Source organism: Pedobacter sp. GW456-11-11-14-TSB4 (assembly GCF_059424425.1).
This window is the reverse complement of record NZ_JBWKZK010000001.1, coordinates 103010-124322: the sequence shown is the minus strand read 5'-3', so window position 1 is coordinate 124322 and position 21313 is coordinate 103010. Positions and strand designations below refer to the sequence as shown.

Here is a 21313-nt window from a genome sequence, read left to right as displayed (position 1 = left end):
TATGGAATTAGATTTATGTTACAACAAGGCCATTGATCTTTTAAAAAAGGTAACCACAACAGATGGTTTTTTAGCGAGCAGTGAAAATTTATCAAATTACAATAGAGTGTGGGCACGTGATGGTGTAATTTGTGGTTTGGCAGCACTTGCCTCTGCTGATGAAACCTTGATCAACGGGTTTAAAAATACACTACAAACACTTGCAAAAAACCAACACCAAAATGGCACAATCCCTTCTAATGTTAGCATTATAACAGATAAATATGATGTTAGCTATGGCGGTTTAGCTGGCAGGGTAGATGCAGTAAATTGGTTTTTAATTGGTATTTGTCAATATGCCTATCATCAGAATGAACCTAGTTTCGTAACACAATACTTGCCGAATATCAATAAATGTTTATCATTATTAGAAGCTTGGGAATTTAACAATAAACACCTTTTATACGTGCCTTTATCTGGTAATTGGGCCGATGAATATATTACTGATGGTTACGTGTTATATGATCAATTGTTGCGTGTTTGGGCTTTAAGATGTCTAAAATATTTTATCAAAGATGATTATATAGCGCAGAAAGAATTACAAGTAACTAGCCAAATAAAAATTAATTATACACCAAACAATGCTGGCGAAAAATACCATCAGAATGCTTATAATAAACTGGTGTTCGATAAATTTATGCCATGTTCTTTCTCACCAGCGGGATATAAAACAGAGTTTGATGCATTTGCAACTTCTTTAGCATTAATGTTAAACATTGGTGATGCTGATTTTCAGCAGCAAAGCCTAAATTATGCTTTTAACTTATCAAAAAGTACAGCGCTAAAAATGCTACCTGCATTTTGGCCTCCAATTTTTGAAACTGACCCTCATTGGTACTTGCTAAAAGACAATTGCAAGTACGAATTTCGAAACTTTCCTTATGAATTTCATAACGGTGGAAGTTGGCCAATGGTGAATGGATTTTTTGGATTAGCGCTTCAGCTTAAAAATGAAAGTGATAAAGCGAATGAAATTTTAAACGCTTTAAATGAGGCAAATGCCATTAACGATTTTTCTTTTTTTGAAAATTTTAATACAGAAACTAAACAAGTTAATGGTGTACCATATTGCTCTTGGAGCGCTGCTGCCACCGTTTTGGTACATCAATCATTAAATAATAAATATAAACCCCTATTGTAATTGAAAAGTATAGACATTATTAGTATAGGAGAAGTCCTAATTGATTTTATTGGACATCAACCAAATTCAAAAATCAGTAAATTAACAGATTATCATAGGTATTTAGGCGGTTCGCCAACCAATGTTGCAATAAATGCATCCCTTTTAGGCCTAAAAACCGCATTAGTAGCAACTTGTGGAGCCGATGGATTAGGAGATTACATTATAGAGGCTTTAAATGAAAGCAACGTAATTACTACCCAAATTAATCGTGACAGCGAACTCCCAACCTCTATTATGCTTATCTCTAAAGGAAGTGAAACACCCGATTTTATACCTTTTAGAGCTGCGGATGGCCAAATTATTAAATCGCAATTGCCGGAAGAGCTAATGGTTAAGGCGAAAATATTACACACTACCTGTTTTGCTTTAAGTTTAAAACCTGCTAGAGAAACAATTTTAGAAATGGCAATGTTGGCACACAAACATGGTTTAAAATTGAGTATTGATTTAAATTATTCTGAAAAAATTTGGCCTGACAAGGAAATCGCTACAACTATTATAGCCAAATATATGCGCTATAATCCTTTGGTAAAATTAAGTAGTGATGATTGTTTTCGCTTATTTGGTGAGCATCTTACCGAAGATGAAATTTTTAATTATTTTCATGATTTGGGAGCACAAATAGTCTGTCTAACTAAAGGAAAAGATGGTGTAACTTTATCAGACAAATTAACAGGTATTTTTAAGCAGCCAGCATTACAAATTGACGATATAAAAGATACAACTGGTGCAGGAGATGCATTTTGGACTGGATTTTTATATGGTTACATTAATGAAGAAAGTTTAAGCAACAGTATTACTATTGCACAAAAAATAGCCGCAATTAAACTAAGTAATTTAGGGCCATTAAGTGAAGATATTGATATGAAGAGCCTTTTGTTAAGCTAATTTGAGATAAGCTAATATTTCTTGAAATTGTTTTGGCTCAAACCAAGCCATATTTTCATCTCTCCTAAACCAGGTGAGCTGTCTTTTGGCAAAGCGACGCGTATTTTGTTTAATCATCGCGACAGCGGAGGCTAAATCTGTTTTTCCATCTATAAAATCGAATAGCTCAGTATAACCAACTGTATTTAACGCATTGAAATTGCGATAGTTTTGTAAATTTTCAACTTCTTCCAATAAACCAGCGTCTATCATTAAATCAACACGCTGGTTTATTTTATCATATAATAAACTTCGCTCGGTGTTCAATCCAATTTTAATGACCTTAAAAGGTCTATCTTTCTTTTTTGCGGTTAAAAAAGAACTTAGTTTTTTTCCAGAAGAAAGCACAACTTCTAAGCCTCTAATCATTCGCTGCGGATTTGATTGATCAACTTTAGCAAAATACGCTGGATCTAAAGCTTGCAATTGACTTTTAATAACATCAATTCCATAAATTGCCAATTGTTGATTTAATTGCTCACGAATATTTAAATCTATTTCAGGTAATTCATCTAATCCCTTGCAAACCGCATCAATGTATAATCCTGATCCTCCAACCATAATTAAAGCATCGTTTTTTAAGAATAATTGATCAATTAGCTTTAATGCCTCTACTTCAAAATCGCCAACACTAAATAGGGTTTTTACAGAATGAGAATCGATAAAATGATGTGGAGCAGCTGCCAGTTCTTCTTGCGAAGGTTTGGCTGTACCAATATTCATTTCTTTAAAAAATTGCCTTGAATCAGCAGAGATAATTTCTGTTTTATAAAACTGCGCTAATTGAATTGCTAACGCAGTTTTACCAATAGCCGTTGGGCCAACTATAACAATTAGAGTTTTAGGATTGTAAGATTGTTGGATTTCAGTAGTCCCATTTTCCTTCATCCCTCTTACATTTTCCATTTTAATTAATAGTCTTCTTTTTCGCTTCCGTATTCTTCATCTGCAAAATCGTCTCCATCTGCAAATTCATCTTTTTCTACATCTTCATCCTCTTCGTCAACTTCTTCGGCCATTATTCCTCTACCACCCATCGCTTCTAATTCCTCTGTATCTTCTGGCACAAAATCCATCTCATTTAAAAAATCGAAGTCTGAAGAAGCAGCAACAGCACTACCGGTAAAGCTACCAATATTGTTTTTATCGATAATTTTTGGGGCTTCACCAACACTTTTAACCAAATATGGATATTCGATGTTCGGATCATTTTCTAAGATAATTTTTATGAGCTCTACATGAAAATCAAATGGACGTTCGAAATCGTAGATATAGTAAAATTTTTGATGTGGATCTTCGATGAAGTTACTCAATTTTGAATTCTCCATCAGCGCAACACCATTATCAATTTTTCTTTGATTTGGCAAAATGGCTATTTCGTCACCCTTAATCCAGTTATCTGTGCTTACATAAAATGATGATGATTTATCTGCATTATATCCTGTTGAGCGGTGAAATGCCCTGTGTAAATCCTCAAAAGTTTGGTTTGTTTTGATGTCGATTTCTCTGTTAACTTCATCAAAATCTTCAAACGAAATTCTAAATCTATAAATTGCCATTGCGCTGTTCTGTTTCTGTGTGTAAAATTAAGAAATAAAAAATAAAATTTGCCCTTTGGATTACTTTGTAACCTGATTTAAACCTAATTGTTTGGCTTTATTTAACATAAAATTAAATGCCTCGTTGAAATCGTTTTTTATTTCGCCCTCTAGAATAGCCTCTCTTATAGCGTTTTTTAAAATTCCAACTTCTTTACCCGCGGTTAAACCAAATGCTTCCATAATATCATTACCAGAAATTGGTGGTTGCCAATTGCGTAATTGATCACGCTCTTCCACATCTTTTAGCTTTTGCTTAACCAACTCAAAATTATTACGGTATTTTTTAATTTTGTATTCATTTTTGGTAGTTACATCAGCATTGCATAGAAGCATTAGGCTTTCTATTTCTTCGCCTGCTTCAAAAAGTAACCTTCGGACTGCAGAGTCTGTTACTTGTTCTTGTGCTAAAACTATCGGTCTTAAGTGTAGTTGCACAAGTTTTTGCACAAATTTCATTTTTTCATTCAACGGAAGTTTTAGCTGAGCAAATATTTGCGGAACCATTCTTGCGCCTTTGTCCTCATGTCCATGAAATGTCCAGCCATGTCCTTCTTCAAATCTTTTGGTAGCAGGCTTCGCAATATCATGTAAAATAGCTGCCCAACGTAACCAAAGGTCGTCGGTAGTTTTACAAATATTATCTAAAACCTGTAGCGTGTGGTAAAAATTATCCTTATGTCCTTTTCCTTTAATGATATCAACTCCGTATAAGTTGGCCATCTGCGGAAAAATGATATGCAATAAACCTGTATCAAATAAGTGTCTAAATCCTATTGATGGGGTTTTGGAAAGGATGATTTTGTTTAGTTCATCCGTAATTCGTTCTTTAGATACAATGCTAATCCTTTGTTTTTGAGCAGCAATTGCTTCAATTGCATCCTTATCAATCTCAAACTCTAATTGTGTAGCAAAGCGGATAGCTCGCATCATTCTTAAAGGATCATCAGAAAAAGTTATTTTTGGATCTAAAGGAGTGCGAATAAATTTATTTTCTAAATCTGTTAACCCATTAAATGGATCAACTAAATGGCCATAGTTTTCGTGGTTAAGCGATATAGCCAGGGCATTTATGGTAAAGTCTCTTCTTAGTTGGTCGTCTTCTAAAGTGCCATCTTCTACAATTGGTTTTCTAGAGTTTGCTCGATACGATTCTTTTCTTGCGCCAACAAATTCGATTTCTAGATCTTTATACTTGAGCATGGCAGTGCCGAAATTTTTAAAAACCGCAACTTTGGTTTTTAATTGCTCGCCCACTTTTTCGGCAAATTCAATTCCGTTACCTAATATTACAATATCAATATCTTTTGATGGTCGTTGCAAAAATAGATCGCGAACAAAACCGCCAATTACAAAGGCTTGAGTTTCTGATTGCCTAGCAATTGATGCTAAAACATTAAATATAGGATTGGATAGGTGATGCTGCATATTTGTATATTTTGTCATGAAGGGCGAAGCATCCTTTTCAGAGATTTTTCGAGAGTTCAGAATGACAAAGAATGGCTAAAATTAATAAAACTATTGGTGCTTATTTAATTTAATAATGAATAAAAAGCCACATTAGTTTACTTACGAATCAATTCAAATTGCCCAGAAGGACCAAGTTTGATAATTGTAGATGGTTTTTTTTCAGTTCTATCTTCCTGATTGTAGTCAACTACATAATCTACAGCATCTTTTACATCTTCACTTATTTCATCAAAAAATTTTGGTGTGGGTTGCCCACTAATATTTGCTGATGTAGAAACAATAGGTTTTCTAAAACGCTGAAGCAATTGTTCGCAAAAATCATTCTTAACAATTCTTATGCCTACAGTTCCATCACTATTAATTACATTTTTCGCTAAATTTTTGGCTCCCGAGAAAATTATAGTCATGGGGTTTTCTGCATACTCAATTAACTGATAAGCTACCTCCGGTATTTCTGTAACATAGCTTTGCAGTTTATTGTCAGTATCTAATAACACAATAAGGCTTTTATCCGCCCCGCGGCCTTTAATGTTGTTCACTTTTGATACCGCTTCTTCATTTGTTGCGTCACACCCTAAACCCCAAACGGTGTCAGTTGGATATAGGATCACACCACCATCTTTTAATACTTCTAGAGCCTTATTCACTTCGTCTTTTAGCATATACAAAGTTAATGATTTTGAGTGAATGTTAAATTTTAGTAATATGTTAAAACCGGCGGCTATATCCAAAAACTAAATTGATTTGTTAATCGTTTGTATAATAACAGAGTTGAGGTGAAAAAATTACGTATAAATCATTATAAATGAAATGATTATTTACTATTTTTATATAAGGTTAATCAAATATAAATACACACAAAATGAAAAATTTAATTAAATTATTAATGCTATTTACGATAGGGATAGCATTTGTTGGCTGCAGTAGTTTACGTACTGTTTCTGATGTTGACAAAGATGTAAATTTAAGTGTTTACAAAACTTACAACTTTTACGACAAGGGTTTAGAAAAAATTAGACTTAACAACTTAGACAAAAGAAGATTGATGGCAGCTGTTGAGGCTGAAATGAATTTAAAAGGTTTTGTTAAAACTGATAAACCAGACATGTTGGTAAATTTGGTTGTTGTAGCCAGAGAAAGAGCTGATATTTATGACTCAGGATTTTATGGTGGCCTTGGTTGGGGTTGGGGTGGAAGATGGGGCTGGGGCTGGGGTGGTCCGTGGGGTGGCCCTGCTTATGTAAATCAATATAGTGAAGGAACTATCATCATCGATTTTCTAGATCCTGCTAAGAAAATTTTGTTTTGGCACGGAAGAGGCGCTGGCTTTAATTTAGATAACTTCGCAAAAAGAGAAGAGCGTTTACAGCAAGGTGTTGGAGAAATCTTAAAACAATACCCAAGTGTAACTACAACTGCAAAGTAGAATAGAAAATTAATTAATAGAAAGAGCTGCTAAATTCATTTGGCAGCTTTTTTATTTGCAACTAAAGCCAATTTATTTTTTTCCCTATTATCGACTTTCTAATTGCGGTAACGACGTTATTTAAATTATAGCTAACACCAAGTTTCTCCTGTATTGTTTTAATGTTTTTTCGAGAAATTTGAATTTCCTCCTTTTTAGTTAAAAACCCAGCTAAGCTTTTAAATATCCAAAACTGTCCTTTAACAACATGTCCAATTAAGGTTATTGTAAATAATTGTACATGCCAAGTGAGGCGCTTTAAACCTTGCAAATGAATACTTTGTAGGATAAAACTATTTCTGTTGTAAGTAATTTGGACAAAATTAGATTGATTTAATTTATTGGTCGAAGAACTTATTTGATGATGGCAAACAGCTTCGTGCTCATAGTACAATCTCCAACCTAAACGCCAAGCCCTTAATCCCAAATCGAAATCTTCAAAATAAAAAGGAGAATAAATTTCGTCGAAGCCATTTAGCAATAAAAGTTTTTCTCTTTTAACCAAAGCATTTGCTCCAGACAAATAACACGTAAGTGTTCTGTGATCCTGATCAGTTATGAAATAGAATTTATTTGCTTTAAATTTTGATCCTTTAAAATAGGGTAATCGAGCTGCATCTTCAATTCTATTGCCATCCATGCTCATTATTCTGCCCATTACTCCAAAAGTATCTTCTTTATCGAAATACTTAAATTGTTGTTCGAAATAGTTTGCAGTTAGTTTAACATCGGTGTTAAGCAGTAAAACCAAATCTTTTGTAGCAACAGCAATTCCTCTGTTACAGGTGTAAGAAAAACCACTATTTTTTTCATTTTTTAATAAAATGATATCAGGGTAATTATTTTGGATAAAAGATATAGATTCGTCGGCAGAGCAATCGTCTATAACAATGATTTCATAACTAACATTGCTGCAAATTAAGGCATCAACTGTACTGGGTAAATACATTTCTAGCAGATGCTTACCATTGTAGTTAGGCAATATTACTGAAATACTGAGCTCTTTATTAGCCATTCGCTATTCAATTATTTTGTAGTTTTTATATTCAAATAGTCTTATCCCCGTTTTGTCCTCAATCCAAGCTAATAATTTTCTTCTAAAAGGTAATTTTTTTTGCGTTTGCGTAGGGTCGAAGTTAAATTTCCAATTGCTCTTATCAATGCGGTTTTGCATTACTAGAGGGTGACTATCTTCAAATTTAAAGAGCTGATCGGCATTTTGATAATCAAATTCTGCAAACTCAGGATAGGTATCTTCAATCCATTGATCATCTGTGGTATAGAACTGATTGAAATTTCTAACCTTATTATTTAAGCCAGTTGGTGGTTTAACCCAGCCATAATGGTAAATATATGCGGCAATATGTTTAACCTTGATTTTGCGATTATCAATTCTAAATCCTTGTGCGTCTCGGTAAGAATGTACGCCTGGTAAATTTCGGATAATTCTTACCTCTCTGCGGTACCATCTTCTCGAATGAGCGAAAAAATCATACGAGCCATAAAAATGTTTATAGTTAAATAACAAACCCTCTATTTTGGGGCTATTTAAGCAGTTTTGCATTTCGTTTTTAATGCTTTCTAAATATTTTTCGTGAACGCATTCATCACCCTGAATATAAAATGCCCAATCTACATCACTACTAATTGCCTTAAATGCCTTATCAGTTTCTAATGCAAATACTCTTCCACCTTCTCTAGCCGTATCATCCCAAATAGTTTGTATAATTTTAATTTTCGGAGAACCAATTTGTTCAATTAAATGTAGTGTCTCGTCATCAGAATTACCATGGGCAACAATAAATTCATCGCAAATAGGAAGAATAGAAGTTATTGCCTCAACGATTGAATAATCATTTTGAATGGCATTTCTAATAAATGTAAAGCCAGCTACTTTCATTAAGGATGATAAAATATCAGTTATTTTTTACTAAATTGAATAACCACGAAGGTATGTAATTTAAGTTAAATGGTTAAAGTTTTGCTGTAGCAAGCCATTAAATGATCATTTATCACTTCATTATTAAACTTTTGTACATATTGTAGTCCTTTTTCCTTCATCAACTGCTGTAGGGCTTTGTTATTTAAAACACCATTAATCGCATTTGCAAAGCCTTCAAAATCATCTGCATCAACATATAAACTGTTTGGTCCACCAGCTTCTTCTAAGCAAGAACCATTTGCAGCAACTACTGGTACTTGGCTATATAAAGCCTCAATTATTGGGATACCGAAACCTTCGTAGTACGATGGAAGTACAAATAAACTCGCCATTTGGTAAATACTCGGCAAGTCGTTAAATGGAATATCTTTTAGAAATATAACTCGATCAAGCAGCCCTAATCTTTCAATTTCTAGTTTAACTTTTTTGGCATAAGGTTTTTCTTTGCCAATAATTATTAATTTAAAGTTGGAGTTAATTTTCGGCATTGCCCTAACAATAGTCAAAATGTTTTTACGAGCTTCAATAGTGCCAACGCTTAGTAGATAGTTTTCTGGTAGCGTGTACTTTAGCCTAACTTGATCTTTTTGAGATGCAGAAACAGCAACCTTAAAACTATCATCGCAACTTTGGTAAATTACCTCAATTTTAGCAGGGCTGATGTTGTAAAGCTCAATGATATCTTGCTTTGTTTTTTCGCTAATGGCAATAATTTGATCAGCATTTTTACAAGCATATTTACTTTTATAATCGTAAATTAATCTATCAATTGGCTTGTAATACTGTGGCTTACGTAGAAATATTAAATCGTGTATGGTTACTACACTTCTAATTTCGGTTTTTTTTAACCCAAAGGGGATTTCATAACTCAAACCATGATAAAGTTCAATCTTATCTTTTAATAATTGACTTTTAACACCGAAACTTCGCCATAAAAATTTTGCTTTTTCGGGCAGTTTAAGAAAAACATTTTCTCTTTTAAAAATAGAGAGGCCGATGATGTTTTCTTTCGCCTTTGGCGTATAAATGAAATATTGGTTTTGAGGGAAACCATTTGCTAAGTGCTCAATTAATGATCTGCTATAATTACCTAGCCCGGTAAAGTTGTTTGCAGCACGTTTGCCATCGAAACCTATTTTCATATTGTTAAAATGTTGTAAAGTTGGAACATTGAAACATTTAAACATTCCAACTTTACAACAGAATTATACAGCTACATTATTCTCTCTCAATGCATCATTAAGAGAAGTTTTTTTATCAGTAGATTCTTTACGCTGACCAATAATTAAGGCACATGGTACTTGAAAATCTCCGGCAGGAAATTTTTTAGTATATGAACCAGGAATTACTACCGAGCGAGCAGGTACTACACCTTTATATTCTATTGGAGTTTCGCCAGTTACATCAATAATTTTAGTTGATGCAGTTAAAACAACATTTGCACCTAAAACGGCTTCTCTCTCTACTTTTACGCCTTCTACAACAATAGCTCTCGATCCTAAAAAGCAATCGTCTTCAATAATTACTGGAGCAGCTTGCACTGGTTCTAAAACGCCACCAATACCAACACCACCACTTAAGTGAACACGTTTACCAATTTGTGCACAAGAGCCTACAGTAGCCCAAGTATCAACCATTGTACTTTCATCAACATAGGCGCCAATATTTACGTAAGATGGCATCATGATTACACCTTTAGCCAAGTAAGCGCCATAGCGAGCACTTGCCATAGGTACAACACGTACACCTTGCTCTTCATAGTTGGTTTTTAATTCCATTTTATCGTGGTAAACAAACGGACCAACTTTAATTTCTTTCATTTGTTTGATTGGGAAATATAAAATCACGGCTTTTTTAATCCACTCATTTATACCCCAACTATTTAAAATAGGCTCAGCAACACGTAATTCGCCCTTGTCTAATCTTTGTATAACTTCTTCTATAGCCTCGCAGTAGTTATTATAGGCTAATAACGACCTATCTTCCCATGCGTCTTCAATTAATTTTTTTAATTCTCCAATCATTATGTTTAAATTTTATGCAAAATAAATCAATTTTATGTATTCAACATTGTTTTGGCTCAACTAAATGTAGATTTATTGCAACAAACTAACTTAACAATTATATTTTATTTCAAAAAATCAACTTTGTTGCTAATTTTGATTGTTATGACCGAGAAAGAGAAATTAAGGATTGATAAATATTTGTGGGCAATAAGGTTATTTAAAACAAGAAGTTTAGCTACTGAAGCATGCAAAGCGGGTAGGGTAAAACTAAACGGGCAAAATTTGAAACCATCGGCCATTGTTAAGGTAGGAGAGGTTTATCAAGTTTCTAAAGGAATTGAAAAAAAGGTGATTGAAGTAGTTGAACTTTTATACAACAGAGTTGAATCAAAAATTGCGGTAACTAAATATAAAGATATCACACCTGAAGAAGAAACTCATGCTTTTAAATCTGTTTTTCATGCTCCAACGCTAAAAAGAGATAGGGGTACAGGTAGGCCGACTAAAAAAGATAGAAGAGAAACCGATGATTTGATTGATGGGATGTTTGAATAAAGTCGGTAAGTTCTTGGTCCGAAAGTCCGAAAGATAATGCCCTCAAAAACCACAAAAAGTTTAATTTTAAAGCTTAATGGTCGGACCTTCCGACTTTCCGACTTTCGGTCTCTAAAGCACGCATCCGATAAGCCATCATTGCAGTTTTACCTAATTTTTTAATCAATTGGTAATTTGCTACTGCACCAACTGCGGCACCAACAACAGGCAACAATTGTGCAAGTTTGGCTAAATCAATGTAATCTCTATACTCTTGCTGAAAAGTTTGCCAATCAAAATTTTCTGAGTTTTCTGGCAGTACAATTAATTTTTCATCCCAATTTTGCATTTGCTTAAATACATTTTGTGTGCCCGTTTTGCTCGAAAAAGCCAATTGAAAAATGTGTAAAATGTAAAGGCGTTCTCTGTAATCTTTAACGTCATATCCGTAAAGAGCTGCAATTTCAAAAAGCATTTTCAATTTTATACCAATCAATATCGGAAAATCTGCTATGCTCATCAAAAAACCACCGGCACCTGTAATGCCACCTTCAGCTGCGCCAGTTTTACTATAACTATCAATTTTAGCTTTAACCAACGCCTCTCTATGCAACAAACTAATGTTTTTATCCGGCACAGCCGATGTAGTATAAGTTGAGCCAAATAAAACAGCTTTAACCATTTGTTTAATGGTAGCAGTAATGGCTTTATGAACTTTAGTTGGAATATAGCTATTGATTTTCGTTTGTACCTTAGTAGCTAAATTGCCAAGCATCGATGGTTTTTTCATCAATTCCATCTTCCAAAAATCTAACTCATAGCCAATTTGTTTTTCGTAGTTGTTCATTTCTTTAGGTTGCGTAATTGAGTATAAGACAGGAGATTGAACTTAAATGTTACGAAAAGATTATTTTTCCTCTTTTAATGGCGATTTCTCCCACAGCTTAAAAGCTTGCTGAGCATCATCTCTTAACAACTGGATTATCGGTAATTTTCTGCTTACTAAAGGTTTTTCTATCTCTTGGTATATAAACTCGTCATCAAAATCAATTGCTGCGGCATCATTTTTTGTGTTTCCATAATAAATAGCGCCAATACCGCTCCAATATATTGCACCCAAACACATTGGGCAAGGTTCACAGCTGGTATAAATTACTGCACCAGTTAATTCAATAGTATTTAGGTTTTTGCAAGCTAATCTTATTGCCGCTATTTCTGCATGAGCAGTTGGATCTACAGTTTGGTTAACCGTGTTTGCGCTTTGTCCAATAATCTTTCCATCTTTAACTATCACGGCACCAAAAGGTCCGCCTAGGTTATCAATTACATTTTGTTCAGAAAGTTTTATCGCAATGCGCATAAATTTTTCGTGCTGATAGTTATCTTCCATGTATGTAGAGTTATAAAAATGATTATGATAAACTTAATTGCAACTGCCAAAAAAATGAGGTTTACGAGATATACTACAAAAAAAATGCCCCGATTGTTCGGGGCATTTTTTTTAATCATCAAAAATTGATGTTTAATTATTTTTTATCTTTAGCGTAAGCATCATTTAAACCTTTAACTACAGCGTTGGTTACATCTAAGCTCTCATCAGCAAATAAAACGTTAGCATTACCTTTTGAGTAAGTTAAAACCATTTTATAACCTTTAGATTTTGAGTAAGTTTTTAAGTAGTCTGCAATTTTATTGTAAAGCGCTTCTTGCTCTTTAGCATTTTCGTTTTGCAAAGCTGCACCAGCGTTTTGTTGGTAAGCTTTTAACTCTTGATCTTTACGTTGTAATCTTTGCTCTGTAGCAGCTCTCTGATCTGCAGCTAAGCCGTTAGCTTGTGCTTGGTATTGTTGTACTTCACGCTGAAAAGCCTGTCCTTTAGCAACTAAATCACTTTCAGCGGCTTTGCCTTTACTTTCCATTTTTGCAGTAATGTCTTTCGCATATTGATATTTAGAAAGCAAAGTATCAGAATTTACATATACAATTTTGTCTTCCGAAGTTACAGCTGTTTCTGTTTTAGTGGTAGCAGCATCAGTTTTACTTTCTTTATCTCCACAAGCAGTTAGTACAGATACTAATGCAATTGCAGTAGCTAAACTGCTTACTTTTAGTGTGTTTAATTTCATCCTATTTTAATAAATTTTAGCAAATATAAAAATCAAAACCGACTATCCTAAAAATCGCAGTTTTTTAATCAAATAAGGGTTTAATTTTTTTTCAAAACGTTTATAAATCCATTAATTTTCTAATAAAATTCTAGCAATATATTTTAACACTTTCAACAGTCAAATAGTTATCCACAATGTGTTTTAAGTGGTAAAATTTGGTTATTTTTGATTCTTTAAGTTTTAAACAAAATTATGAGCGAAGAATTAGATCCAAAGTCAAATTATAATGCAGATAATATACAAGTTTTAGAGGGTTTAGAGGCTGTACGTAAGCGTCCTTCTATGTATATTGGTGATACTGGCGTTAAAGGTTTGCACCATTTGGTTTATGAAGTTGTAGATAACTCTATTGATGAAGCTTTAGCTGGTCATGCAGATACAATTATTGTAAACATCTTAGCCGATAATTCAATTCGAGTTGAAGATAATGGTCGTGGTATCCCGACAGGTATAAATAAAAAAGAAAATAAATCGGCATTAGAAATTGTAATGACCGTTTTACACGCAGGTGGTAAATTCGATAAAGACACTTACAAAGTTTCTGGTGGTTTACACGGTGTGGGTGTAAGTTGTGTTAACGCACTTAGTACAGATTTAAAAGCAGAGGTTCACCGCGAAGGTAAAATCTGGATGCAAGAATACAAAATTGGTGTTCCGCAGTACGATGTTAAGGAAGTTGGCGAAACCGACAAAAGAGGTACTATTGTAACTTTTAGTCCTGATCCAACCATTTTTACACAAACTACAGAGTACAAATATGATACACTTGCAGCTCGTTTACGCGAACTTGCTTTCTTAAATAAAGGTATTACACTTACCTTAACAGATGAGCGTGATCCGCAAGAAGATGGTTCTTTCTTAACCGAAACTTTCCATTCTGATGGTGGTTTAAAAGAATTTGTTCAGTTTTTAGATGGTACTCGTGCATCATTCTTGCCAGAGCCAATTTATATCGATGGTATTAAAAATGGTGTTCCGGTTGAGTTGGCTTTTCAGTACAACGATAGCTATTCAGAAAATGTTCACTCTTACGTAAATAACATTAATACGCATGAGGGCGGAACACATATTGCAGGTTTTAGACGTGGTTTAACACGTACTTTAAAAAGTTATGCAGATAAATCTGGTTTGTTAAAAAACCTTAAAATGGAAATTACTGGTGATGACTTTAGAGAAGGTTTAACCGCAGTAGTTTCTGTAAAAGTTCAAGAACCACAGTTTGAAGGCCAAACCAAAACCAAATTAGGTAACTCTGAAGTAATGGGTGCGGTTGATGTGGCTGTTGGTGAAGCATTAGGTGCTTACTTAGAAGAAAATCCTAAGGAAGCTAAAATGATTGTAAACAAAGTTATTTTGGCTGCTACCGCTCGTGCTGCTGCTCGTAAGGCTCGCGAAATGGTGCAACGTAAAAGTGTAATGGGCGGTTCTGGTTTGCCAGGAAAATTGGCCGATTGCTCTGATAGTGATCCAGAAAAATGTGAGTTATACCTAGTAGAGGGTGACTCGGCTGGTGGAACAGCCAAACAAGGTCGTGATCGTAATTTCCAAGCTATTCTTCCATTAAAAGGTAAAATCCTTAACGTAGAGAAAGCAATGGAGCATAAAATTTACGAAAACGATGAGATTAAAAATATGTTTACCGCTTTAGGTGTAAGCATTGGTACGCCAGAAGACGATAAAGCTTTAAACTTAGCCAAACTTCGTTACCACAAAATCGTAATCATGACGGATGCTGATATCGACGGGTCGCACATTACCACGTTGATTTTAACATTCTTTTACCGTTACATGCGTGCTTTAATTGAAGCTGGTTACGTTTATATTGCTGCGCCACCATTGTATCAAGTTAAAAAAGGTAAAGAGTTTGAATACGCTTGGAACGATGCTCAACGTGATGCTGCGGTACAACGTTTAAAAGGTGCTGGTAAAGAAGAAAGCGTACACATACAACGTTACAAAGGTTTGGGAGAGATGAATGCAGAGCAATTATGGGATACAACTTTAAATCCGGCTAACCGTACATTATTAAAAGCTACAATTGAAAACGCAGCAGAATGTGATCATACTTTCTCGATGTTAATGGGCGATGAAGTTGCACCACGTAGAGAATTTATTGAGCGTAATGCAAAATATGCTAAGATTGATGCTTAGAAAGCTAGAAGCTTAAAGACCAAAGCAAAAAGCACTATAAAAACCTTCCAAGTAATTCTTGGGAGGTTTTTTATTGGTTTTTTCATCATTGCGAAGCCGATTTTTCATCGGATGTGGCAATCTCCTTTCTTAATTATCCTAATTAGATATAAGTTTTTGAAGAGCAGTAACATTGCTCATCGGCTTCATCAGTCCTGCTTTTTGGTACAAGCTCCCAATTGGTCTTCGACTTCGCTCAGACTAACATTGGGAGGCTTTCCCCGTCAATCAGGTCTATTTAACTTCTTTACAACATTTATTGACGTAAATATTCAAGCGCAAAAAAAAAGCCCCCTTCTTTTCAGAAAGAGGGCTCATATTTGGTACTAATCATTTATAAGATATAGTAAGAACCGATACCTTCTTTTTGCACTTGCGGCATGTCTTCGTATAATTTTTGGTCGTCTATTACTTGATACAGATCTCGCTCAATTGTTCTACAGATTGTGGTAGTTGGTGTATCTGTTGGTTTATTCTCAAATGGATCTTGTAAATGAACAGCCATTTTTTCTACCAATAAAAAGAATGTTGCAATAGCAATTACCAAAGGCACTTCCATGTAACCGAAGTATTCAATCAATCCGAAAGGTAATAAGACAATAAACAAATGGATAGACATGTTAATATACTTGCTGTAAGTCACCGGAAAAACTGTGTTTTTAATACGCTCGCATCCACCCATGTGGTTACAAAGCATGGTTAACGTCTTATCTAGCTCAATCTGTTGGTACTTATTTATCCAACCTTCTTTTAAAGCCCTTTTTAAATCCATCGCATGTAATTCTAACAAAGCTACAGTTACATTGCGCTGTTTTTTCACAAAAAGCACCTCGTTTTTATCAAGATAACGCTCTAAACCGTTATGAGAACTAAAACCCCTTAATCCTTGACTTAGCGCATAACACCAAGCAATTTGGCGTCTAATGAAACGCTTTTTAAAATTTTCAACTTCGGGTAAATCATAAGGATTATCTACCAGAGAAACGATTTGTCTAGCTAGCGTTCTAGAATCATTAACAATGGCTCCCCATAAAATTCTGGCTTCCCACCATCTATCATAAGCTTGGTTAGATCTAAATGCCAATAGCAATGAGATTACCGTACCTAAAAGTGCGGGAACAGCCAATGGGATAGAAATTCTAGTTACATGAAAATTTTGATAAAGTATAACGATGCCTAAAGAATAAGCAGTTACAAAAAATATTTCGTTTTTAATTTTCCCAAAAATATAAGATAACGGGATGTTATTACGTAGTAGCATGATAATAAAATTTGGGTTAAAAATTAGCGCATAGCTGATTAGGCGCTTATCGTTTTATTGTTTTCGTACATTTTAGTGTCGAATAATTTTTCTTCACCAGAAAACTCGTTAATGTCGATTTCTAATACATCGCAACCACATCTTTTAGTTAAAATAGCCGGGTCAATGCTGTACTTATTAATCGGCGTAAAATTGTGATCCTTCGGGTAAGCAATAAGATCAGCTTCTTTGGCTTCAATAAAGTTTTTAAAAGCTGCAACAGAACTTCCGTAAAAATAATCTATGCCAATAAACTTAATATGGTTTGGATATTTTTGTTTGTAAAGCTCAATCTGAGTGTAAAACTCGTCGCTTACATTTTCGTAATCTCTACTTCTCCTGCTAAGCATCAGCATGTCTGTAATAGAATCAGAAAGCTTAAATGCATGAATAAAAACTACTGCAATTTCCTCTGGTTTGTGGGTAACCACCAAAGCATCTATAATTTTTGTACTTTCTACATTAAAATCTGTTGGAACTAATATCGTTTTCATAACGCTTACCTGTTTTAATAAATGATTAAATTATTTATACAAGTTTAAGGCTATGTTATTATAACCAAATAAGAGACAGATTAGAACGAGATTAGAATTTAAAAAAGATCTTTAATTTACTATTAGAGCAACTAATTTACTTCATTTATAATTAAAGCGATTTAGATATATAGTCTAAATTAGATCGTACAATATTTAGGAGTACTCCTTTTTAGAATATTTTATTTATTTTTAATAAAAATTTAAAAATGAATCCTTTTGATATCCCTGATCCGGTATATTATTTTATTCCAATTTTTTTAATCGCTATTTTTTTCGAAATGTATATCCTCGCAAAAAAAGGATCAAACAACTATAAATATAAAGAAACCGAAATAAGCTTACTTATAGGATTAGGCGCTACAGTTTTGAACGTTATTCTTAAGTTCGTTTATATCATACTATTTTTTTGTTGTTTTAGGTTTAAACTTTTTGATTTTTTAGCACCCGCAAATTTTTTCGACACCAAATGGCATCTCGATCATTGGTACTTTTGGATTTTACTTTTGTTTTTGGATGATTTGAGTTTCTACATATCACATAAAATGGAGCACGAAGTAAGAATTTTTTGGGCAGGAAACATGAATCATCATTTATCAAAGGTATTTAATTTGGCTTCTGCCTTAAGACAAGGGTGGTTTGAATACACCTATAAATATATTTTTTGGATTTGGCTAGCTTTTATTGGCTTTCACCCTCTTATGATATTTTGCATGATACAAATTAATTTAATTTACCAATTTTTCTTGCATACTGAGTTGGTTAATAAACTAGGGTTTTTAGAATGGTTTATGAATACGCCATCACACCATAGAGTTCATCATTCTTCCGAATTTAAATATGTAGATAAGAATTATGGAGGCATTTTTATCATTTGGGATCGTTTGTTTGGTACTTTTGAAAAAGAGGAAACTCGGCCTATTTATGGTTTAACAGAAGAGTTGGTGAACGAAAGCGTTTTAAAAATAGTTACCCATGAACTTTTAACTCTTAAAAATGATATGAAACAAGCTGATAGTTTTAGGGCTAAAATTAAATATGCTTTGTACGCTCCAGGGTGGAAACACGATGGGCAAGATAAAAGAAATAAAGTGTTGCGGAATAAATTAAAAGCAGATCATAAAGATTAGAAATACTCATGTTTTGAAAGCCAAATCATTATCAAGCCTTCATTGCAGTTATAGAATTCTTTATATGCATTAAGTTATAGGAAGTAAAACTTTAATTTCAGTACCAATTTTTTCTTGCGATGATATTCCGATGCTACCTCTATGTAAACGAATAATGTTTAGCGATAAAGGTAAACCTACACCATAACCTTTAAACTGAGAGGTATTAGAAGCACGATAAAAAGGTTCGAAAATATGTTGGATATCGCTTTGTGGAATGCCTATACCTTGATCTTTTATTGCAATAGTTAAAACATTTAGCTTGCTTTCTAATGTGATTAAAACAGGTTTGTTGTTAGAGTACTTGCAGGCGTTACTTACAATGTTGGTAATGGCTAGTTTAATTAGGTTTTTGTTGGCCCGTAGCGTAATTTTACTTTCATCGCTTGGCAGCTGACTAAAATCTATTTCAATTTTGCTTTCGGGATGAACTTGGGTAACTGCATCCTGGGTTTCCATGATTAATTCATCCATTCTCACTTGTTCCCAGGGCTGATTTTGACCATTAAAACCAGATTGTGCCAAACCGAGTAAGCTGGTTAAAATATGCTCAAGTCGATCGGCTTCATCCTTAATTTTAGTTAAAGCCCTAAACTGTTTGTCGCTTATATTTTCATTTCTAATGGCTAATTCTACCTCGCCACTTATAATAGTTAATGGTGTTCTTAATTCATGCGAAGCATTGCTAATAAAATTGTTCTGTGTTTCAAAAGCAGTTTCTAAACGATTAAGCATATTGTTAAATGTTTGAGAAAGTTGCGACATCTCATCGGTTCCTTTAACATCTAATCGCAAGTGTAAATTTTCTGCTTTTATCTTTTTAACACTTTTAATAATGTTTCTAAGCGGATTTAGCATGTAATTAGAAAATTTCCAGCCTACTAGAAACGAAGTTAATACAGAAAGAAAAAAACCAACAATCAGGATTTTTTGTAAATCCCTTAACTCTCTAAAACCAAACGGATCATTTGCAGAAACAATTACAATATAGCTTTGCTGCCCTTTGCTTACTAACTTACCGGCGTAAAAATGATTTTCTATTCTGTAACGAGATAGTTTGCCAGCATTAATATTGTTGAAAAAGCTTTGCGGTAAGTCTATCTCAAACTTTTGAGTTGTGTTGCCATTTTTCTCTAAAAAATATTCTTTCTCATCTGGCAATCTCTCTAAATACTGGTTTCTAACTTGAGCATAAGCATTGTTATTTTTGTCTTTAGAAAATTTAATTTCGGCTGCAATATTTACCCTAGCTTCTAAGCGTTTGTAAAAATCTTCAAATGCAAATTCATTAGAGAAATACCAAACAAATCCACTCAATAATGAAATTATTACTGCAGATAATATAGCAAATAACAGAGTTATTTTTTTAGCAATATTCATTAAGCATCTTTTAAAACATAACCTAACCCAATTGCGGTATGAATTAATTTTTGAGAACCAGCTTTATCAACCTTTTTGCGGAGATAGTTTACATATACATCTACCACATTAGTACCCAAGTTAAAATCTATATCCCAAACATTCTCTAAAATATCTATCCTTGAGAGAATTTTAGCCTTATTTTTTGCCATAAATTCTAATAATCGATATTCAGTAGCGGTTAAAACAATTTCGGTATTTGCTCTTTTAACAGATTTTGCTGTTAAATTTATTTGCAAATCAGCAATATTTATAATTTGATCATTAGCCGCCGATCCGTTATAACGCCTTAAAAGCATTCTGATGCGAGCACATAATTCAGCGAATTTAAAAGGTTTTATCAGGTAATCATCAGCGCCATTATCCAAGCCATTTACCACATTTTCTGTAGTACCAAGTGCAGTTAGCATAATAATTGGCAAAGTAGGTTTCTCTTTTTTTATGATTTTGCATAATTCTAAGCCGTTAATTTCTGGCAACATAATGTCTAAAATAACCAGATCAAACTGATTTTCTAAAACCATTTTTTTTCCAATTAAACCATCTGGTGCAACGCTTACGTTAAAACCTTCTTCTGCTAAACCGCGGGTAACTACCGAAACAACATTAGGCTCGTCTTCTACTAACAATAAATTCATGCGTAGCAAATATTCTAAATTATATGAATAATCAAAAGATAAACCATTTTTTAAAATAGCTTGTAAAGATTATTTAACATTATATAGACATTAATTGTTTGGTACTTAATAATTAAAGCATAAAAAAACCTCGCTGTAAAATTAGCGAGGCTTCCATTTATTTAGCTTATTTAATTAACTAGCTCAGATTTTTCTTTTAGGTTTTTCAATCCATCTTCAAAATCTTTACCAATCATTTTATCCATGCTCATAAAAACACCCATCCATTTGCCCATCAAATCGTTATCTCCACTCATACTCCAAGTAACTTTTTTATTTGCTCCATCGCTGCTAATTTCAAATTTTGTGTCGGCCAAGCTTTCAAATGGCTCTACAAATTTCAATTCAATATCTACCATCTGGTTAAGTTGTACATTTTTAATTTTCATTTGTCCGCTGCCAGTTTCTTTACCAACCCATTGGTACAAATGATCTTTTTGACCAATAGGTCCACTGATTGTGGTTTTGGCGGTTGGCTCCATTCTAGACCATGAATTCCATTTCAAGAATTCATTGAAATTAGCAATGTTATTGTAAATGGTGCTGTCTGATGCTTTAATAATTGTAGACCTGCTAACAGAATAGGTTTTAGGCAAAAACATGCCACCTACCAGAATTATTATGGCCAATACAGCCACAATAATGCCTAATACTTTTAGAAGTTTCATAAAATTTGTTTTTTGGTTTTATTAA

Annotated in this window: 22 protein-coding genes; 6 read left to right on the top strand and 16 right to left on the bottom strand. The window is 33.7% G+C overall.

Going from position 1 to position 21313, the window contains the following annotated elements:
* Position 1: 1 nt before the first annotated feature.
* Positions 2 to 1180, top strand: coding sequence for a glucosidase family protein (locus tag AC07XU_RS00560; protein ID WP_494941685.1), 1179 nt, complete (start codon positions 2 to 4; stop codon positions 1178 to 1180).
* Positions 1181 to 2110 (top strand): carbohydrate kinase family protein, encoded by a 930-nt coding sequence (locus AC07XU_RS00555; protein WP_494941684.1) that lies wholly within the window; start codon positions 1181 to 1183, stop codon positions 2108 to 2110.
* On the opposite strand, the gene miaA is transcribed toward AC07XU_RS00555, so the two are convergent.
* The 4 genes from miaA to AC07XU_RS00535 form a co-directional block, all read right to left on the bottom strand.
* On the bottom strand, positions 2102 to 3055 hold the full coding sequence (gene miaA, locus AC07XU_RS00550) for a tRNA (adenosine(37)-N6)-dimethylallyltransferase MiaA (RefSeq protein WP_494941683.1): 954 nt from the start codon (positions 3053 to 3055) through the stop codon (positions 2102 to 2104). The two genes, AC07XU_RS00555 and miaA, sit on opposite strands and share 9 nt — an antisense overlap.
* 5 nt (positions 3056 to 3060) lie before the next feature.
* Positions 3061 to 3708: an IS1096 element passenger TnpR family protein gene (locus tag AC07XU_RS00545; RefSeq protein ID WP_494941682.1), complete on the bottom strand. Its 648-nt coding sequence runs from the start codon at positions 3706 to 3708 to the stop codon at positions 3061 to 3063.
* 60 nt (positions 3709 to 3768) lie between these two features.
* Positions 3769 to 5175 carry a CCA tRNA nucleotidyltransferase gene (locus AC07XU_RS00540; protein WP_494941681.1) on the bottom strand — a complete coding sequence of 469 codons (1407 nt, stop codon included), beginning with the start codon at positions 5173 to 5175 and terminating at the stop codon, positions 3769 to 3771.
* 137 nt (positions 5176 to 5312) lie between these two features.
* On the bottom strand, positions 5313 to 5879 hold the full coding sequence (locus tag AC07XU_RS00535) for an L-threonylcarbamoyladenylate synthase (protein ID WP_494941680.1): 567 nt from the start codon (positions 5877 to 5879) through the stop codon (positions 5313 to 5315).
* A gap of 200 nt (positions 5880 to 6079) precedes the next feature.
* Here AC07XU_RS00535 and AC07XU_RS00530 point away from each other — a divergent pair, with 200 nt between their 5' ends.
* Positions 6080 to 6643, top strand: coding sequence for a DUF4136 domain-containing protein (locus AC07XU_RS00530; RefSeq protein WP_494941679.1), 564 nt, complete (start codon positions 6080 to 6082; stop codon positions 6641 to 6643).
* Between the two features lie 61 nt (positions 6644 to 6704).
* On the opposite strand, the gene AC07XU_RS00525 is transcribed toward AC07XU_RS00530, so the two are convergent.
* From AC07XU_RS00525 to AC07XU_RS00510, 4 genes are all read right to left on the bottom strand, one after another.
* Complete coding sequence (locus AC07XU_RS00525; RefSeq protein WP_494941678.1) at positions 6705 to 7697, bottom strand: glycosyltransferase family 2 protein; 993 nt, start codon at positions 7695 to 7697, stop codon at positions 6705 to 6707.
* Positions 7698 to 7700: 3 nt separating this feature from the next.
* Complete coding sequence (locus AC07XU_RS00520) at positions 7701 to 8582, bottom strand: glycosyltransferase family protein (RefSeq protein WP_494941677.1); 882 nt, start codon at positions 8580 to 8582, stop codon at positions 7701 to 7703.
* A 65-nt stretch (positions 8583 to 8647) separates the two neighbouring features.
* Entirely contained in the window at positions 8648 to 9766 is a 1119-nt protein-coding gene (locus tag AC07XU_RS00515) for a glycosyltransferase family 4 protein (protein WP_494941676.1), read from the bottom strand.
* A gap of 63 nt (positions 9767 to 9829) precedes the next feature.
* Positions 9830 to 10648 carry a 2,3,4,5-tetrahydropyridine-2,6-dicarboxylate N-succinyltransferase gene (locus tag AC07XU_RS00510; protein WP_494941675.1) on the bottom strand — a complete coding sequence of 273 codons (819 nt, stop codon included), beginning with the start codon at positions 10646 to 10648 and terminating at the stop codon, positions 9830 to 9832.
* Positions 10649 to 10792: 144 nt separating this feature from the next.
* Between AC07XU_RS00510 and AC07XU_RS00505 the strand changes: the two genes are divergently transcribed.
* Positions 10793 to 11185, top strand: coding sequence for an RNA-binding S4 domain-containing protein (locus tag AC07XU_RS00505; protein WP_494941674.1), 393 nt, complete (start codon positions 10793 to 10795; stop codon positions 11183 to 11185).
* Positions 11186 to 11258: 73 nt separating this feature from the next.
* Here AC07XU_RS00505 and AC07XU_RS00500 read toward each other — a convergent pair whose 3' ends face one another.
* From AC07XU_RS00500 to AC07XU_RS00490, 3 genes are all read right to left on the bottom strand, one after another.
* Positions 11259 to 12011: an EcsC family protein gene (locus AC07XU_RS00500; protein WP_494941673.1), complete on the bottom strand. Its 753-nt coding sequence runs from the start codon at positions 12009 to 12011 to the stop codon at positions 11259 to 11261.
* Positions 12012 to 12071: 60 nt separating this feature from the next.
* The gene (locus AC07XU_RS00495; protein ID WP_494941672.1) at positions 12072 to 12554 is read right to left on the bottom strand and encodes a nucleoside deaminase; all 483 of its coding nucleotides are present in this window, start codon (positions 12552 to 12554) and stop codon (positions 12072 to 12074) included.
* A gap of 136 nt (positions 12555 to 12690) precedes the next feature.
* Entirely contained in the window at positions 12691 to 13290 is a 600-nt protein-coding gene (locus AC07XU_RS00490; RefSeq protein ID WP_494941671.1) for an OmpH/Skp family outer membrane protein, read from the bottom strand.
* A gap of 234 nt (positions 13291 to 13524) precedes the next feature.
* Here AC07XU_RS00490 and gyrB point away from each other — a divergent pair, with 234 nt between their 5' ends.
* Positions 13525 to 15483, top strand: a complete 1959-nt coding sequence (gyrB, locus tag AC07XU_RS00485; RefSeq protein WP_494941670.1) for a DNA topoisomerase (ATP-hydrolyzing) subunit B — start codon at positions 13525 to 13527, stop codon at positions 15481 to 15483.
* A 373-nt stretch (positions 15484 to 15856) separates the two neighbouring features.
* Here gyrB and AC07XU_RS00480 read toward each other — a convergent pair whose 3' ends face one another.
* Positions 15857 to 16783 carry a bestrophin family protein gene (locus AC07XU_RS00480; protein WP_494941669.1) on the bottom strand — a complete coding sequence of 309 codons (927 nt, stop codon included), beginning with the start codon at positions 16781 to 16783 and terminating at the stop codon, positions 15857 to 15859.
* Positions 16784 to 16821: 38 nt separating this feature from the next.
* The gene (locus AC07XU_RS00475) at positions 16822 to 17316 is read right to left on the bottom strand and encodes a hypothetical protein (protein ID WP_494941668.1); all 495 of its coding nucleotides are present in this window, start codon (positions 17314 to 17316) and stop codon (positions 16822 to 16824) included.
* A gap of 248 nt (positions 17317 to 17564) precedes the next feature.
* Between AC07XU_RS00475 and AC07XU_RS00470 the strand changes: the two genes are divergently transcribed.
* Complete coding sequence (locus tag AC07XU_RS00470; protein WP_494941667.1) at positions 17565 to 18485, top strand: sterol desaturase family protein; 921 nt, start codon at positions 17565 to 17567, stop codon at positions 18483 to 18485.
* Between the two features lie 69 nt (positions 18486 to 18554).
* Here the strand turns inward: AC07XU_RS00470 and AC07XU_RS00465 are convergent, their stop codons facing one another.
* The 3 genes from AC07XU_RS00465 to AC07XU_RS00455 all read right to left on the bottom strand — a co-directional run bounded on the left by AC07XU_RS00465 (position 18555) and on the right by AC07XU_RS00455 (position 21288).
* The gene (locus tag AC07XU_RS00465; protein WP_494941666.1) at positions 18555 to 19904 is read right to left on the bottom strand and encodes a sensor histidine kinase; all 1350 of its coding nucleotides are present in this window, start codon (positions 19902 to 19904) and stop codon (positions 18555 to 18557) included.
* Positions 19904 to 20581 carry a response regulator transcription factor gene (locus AC07XU_RS00460; protein ID WP_494941665.1) on the bottom strand — a complete coding sequence of 226 codons (678 nt, stop codon included), beginning with the start codon at positions 20579 to 20581 and terminating at the stop codon, positions 19904 to 19906. The genes AC07XU_RS00465 and AC07XU_RS00460 overlap by 1 nt, the downstream gene beginning before the upstream one ends.
* Positions 20582 to 20751: 170 nt before the next feature.
* Positions 20752 to 21288, bottom strand: a complete 537-nt coding sequence (locus tag AC07XU_RS00455) for an SRPBCC family protein (RefSeq protein WP_494941664.1) — start codon at positions 21286 to 21288, stop codon at positions 20752 to 20754.
* Positions 21289 to 21313 lie beyond the last annotated feature (25 nt).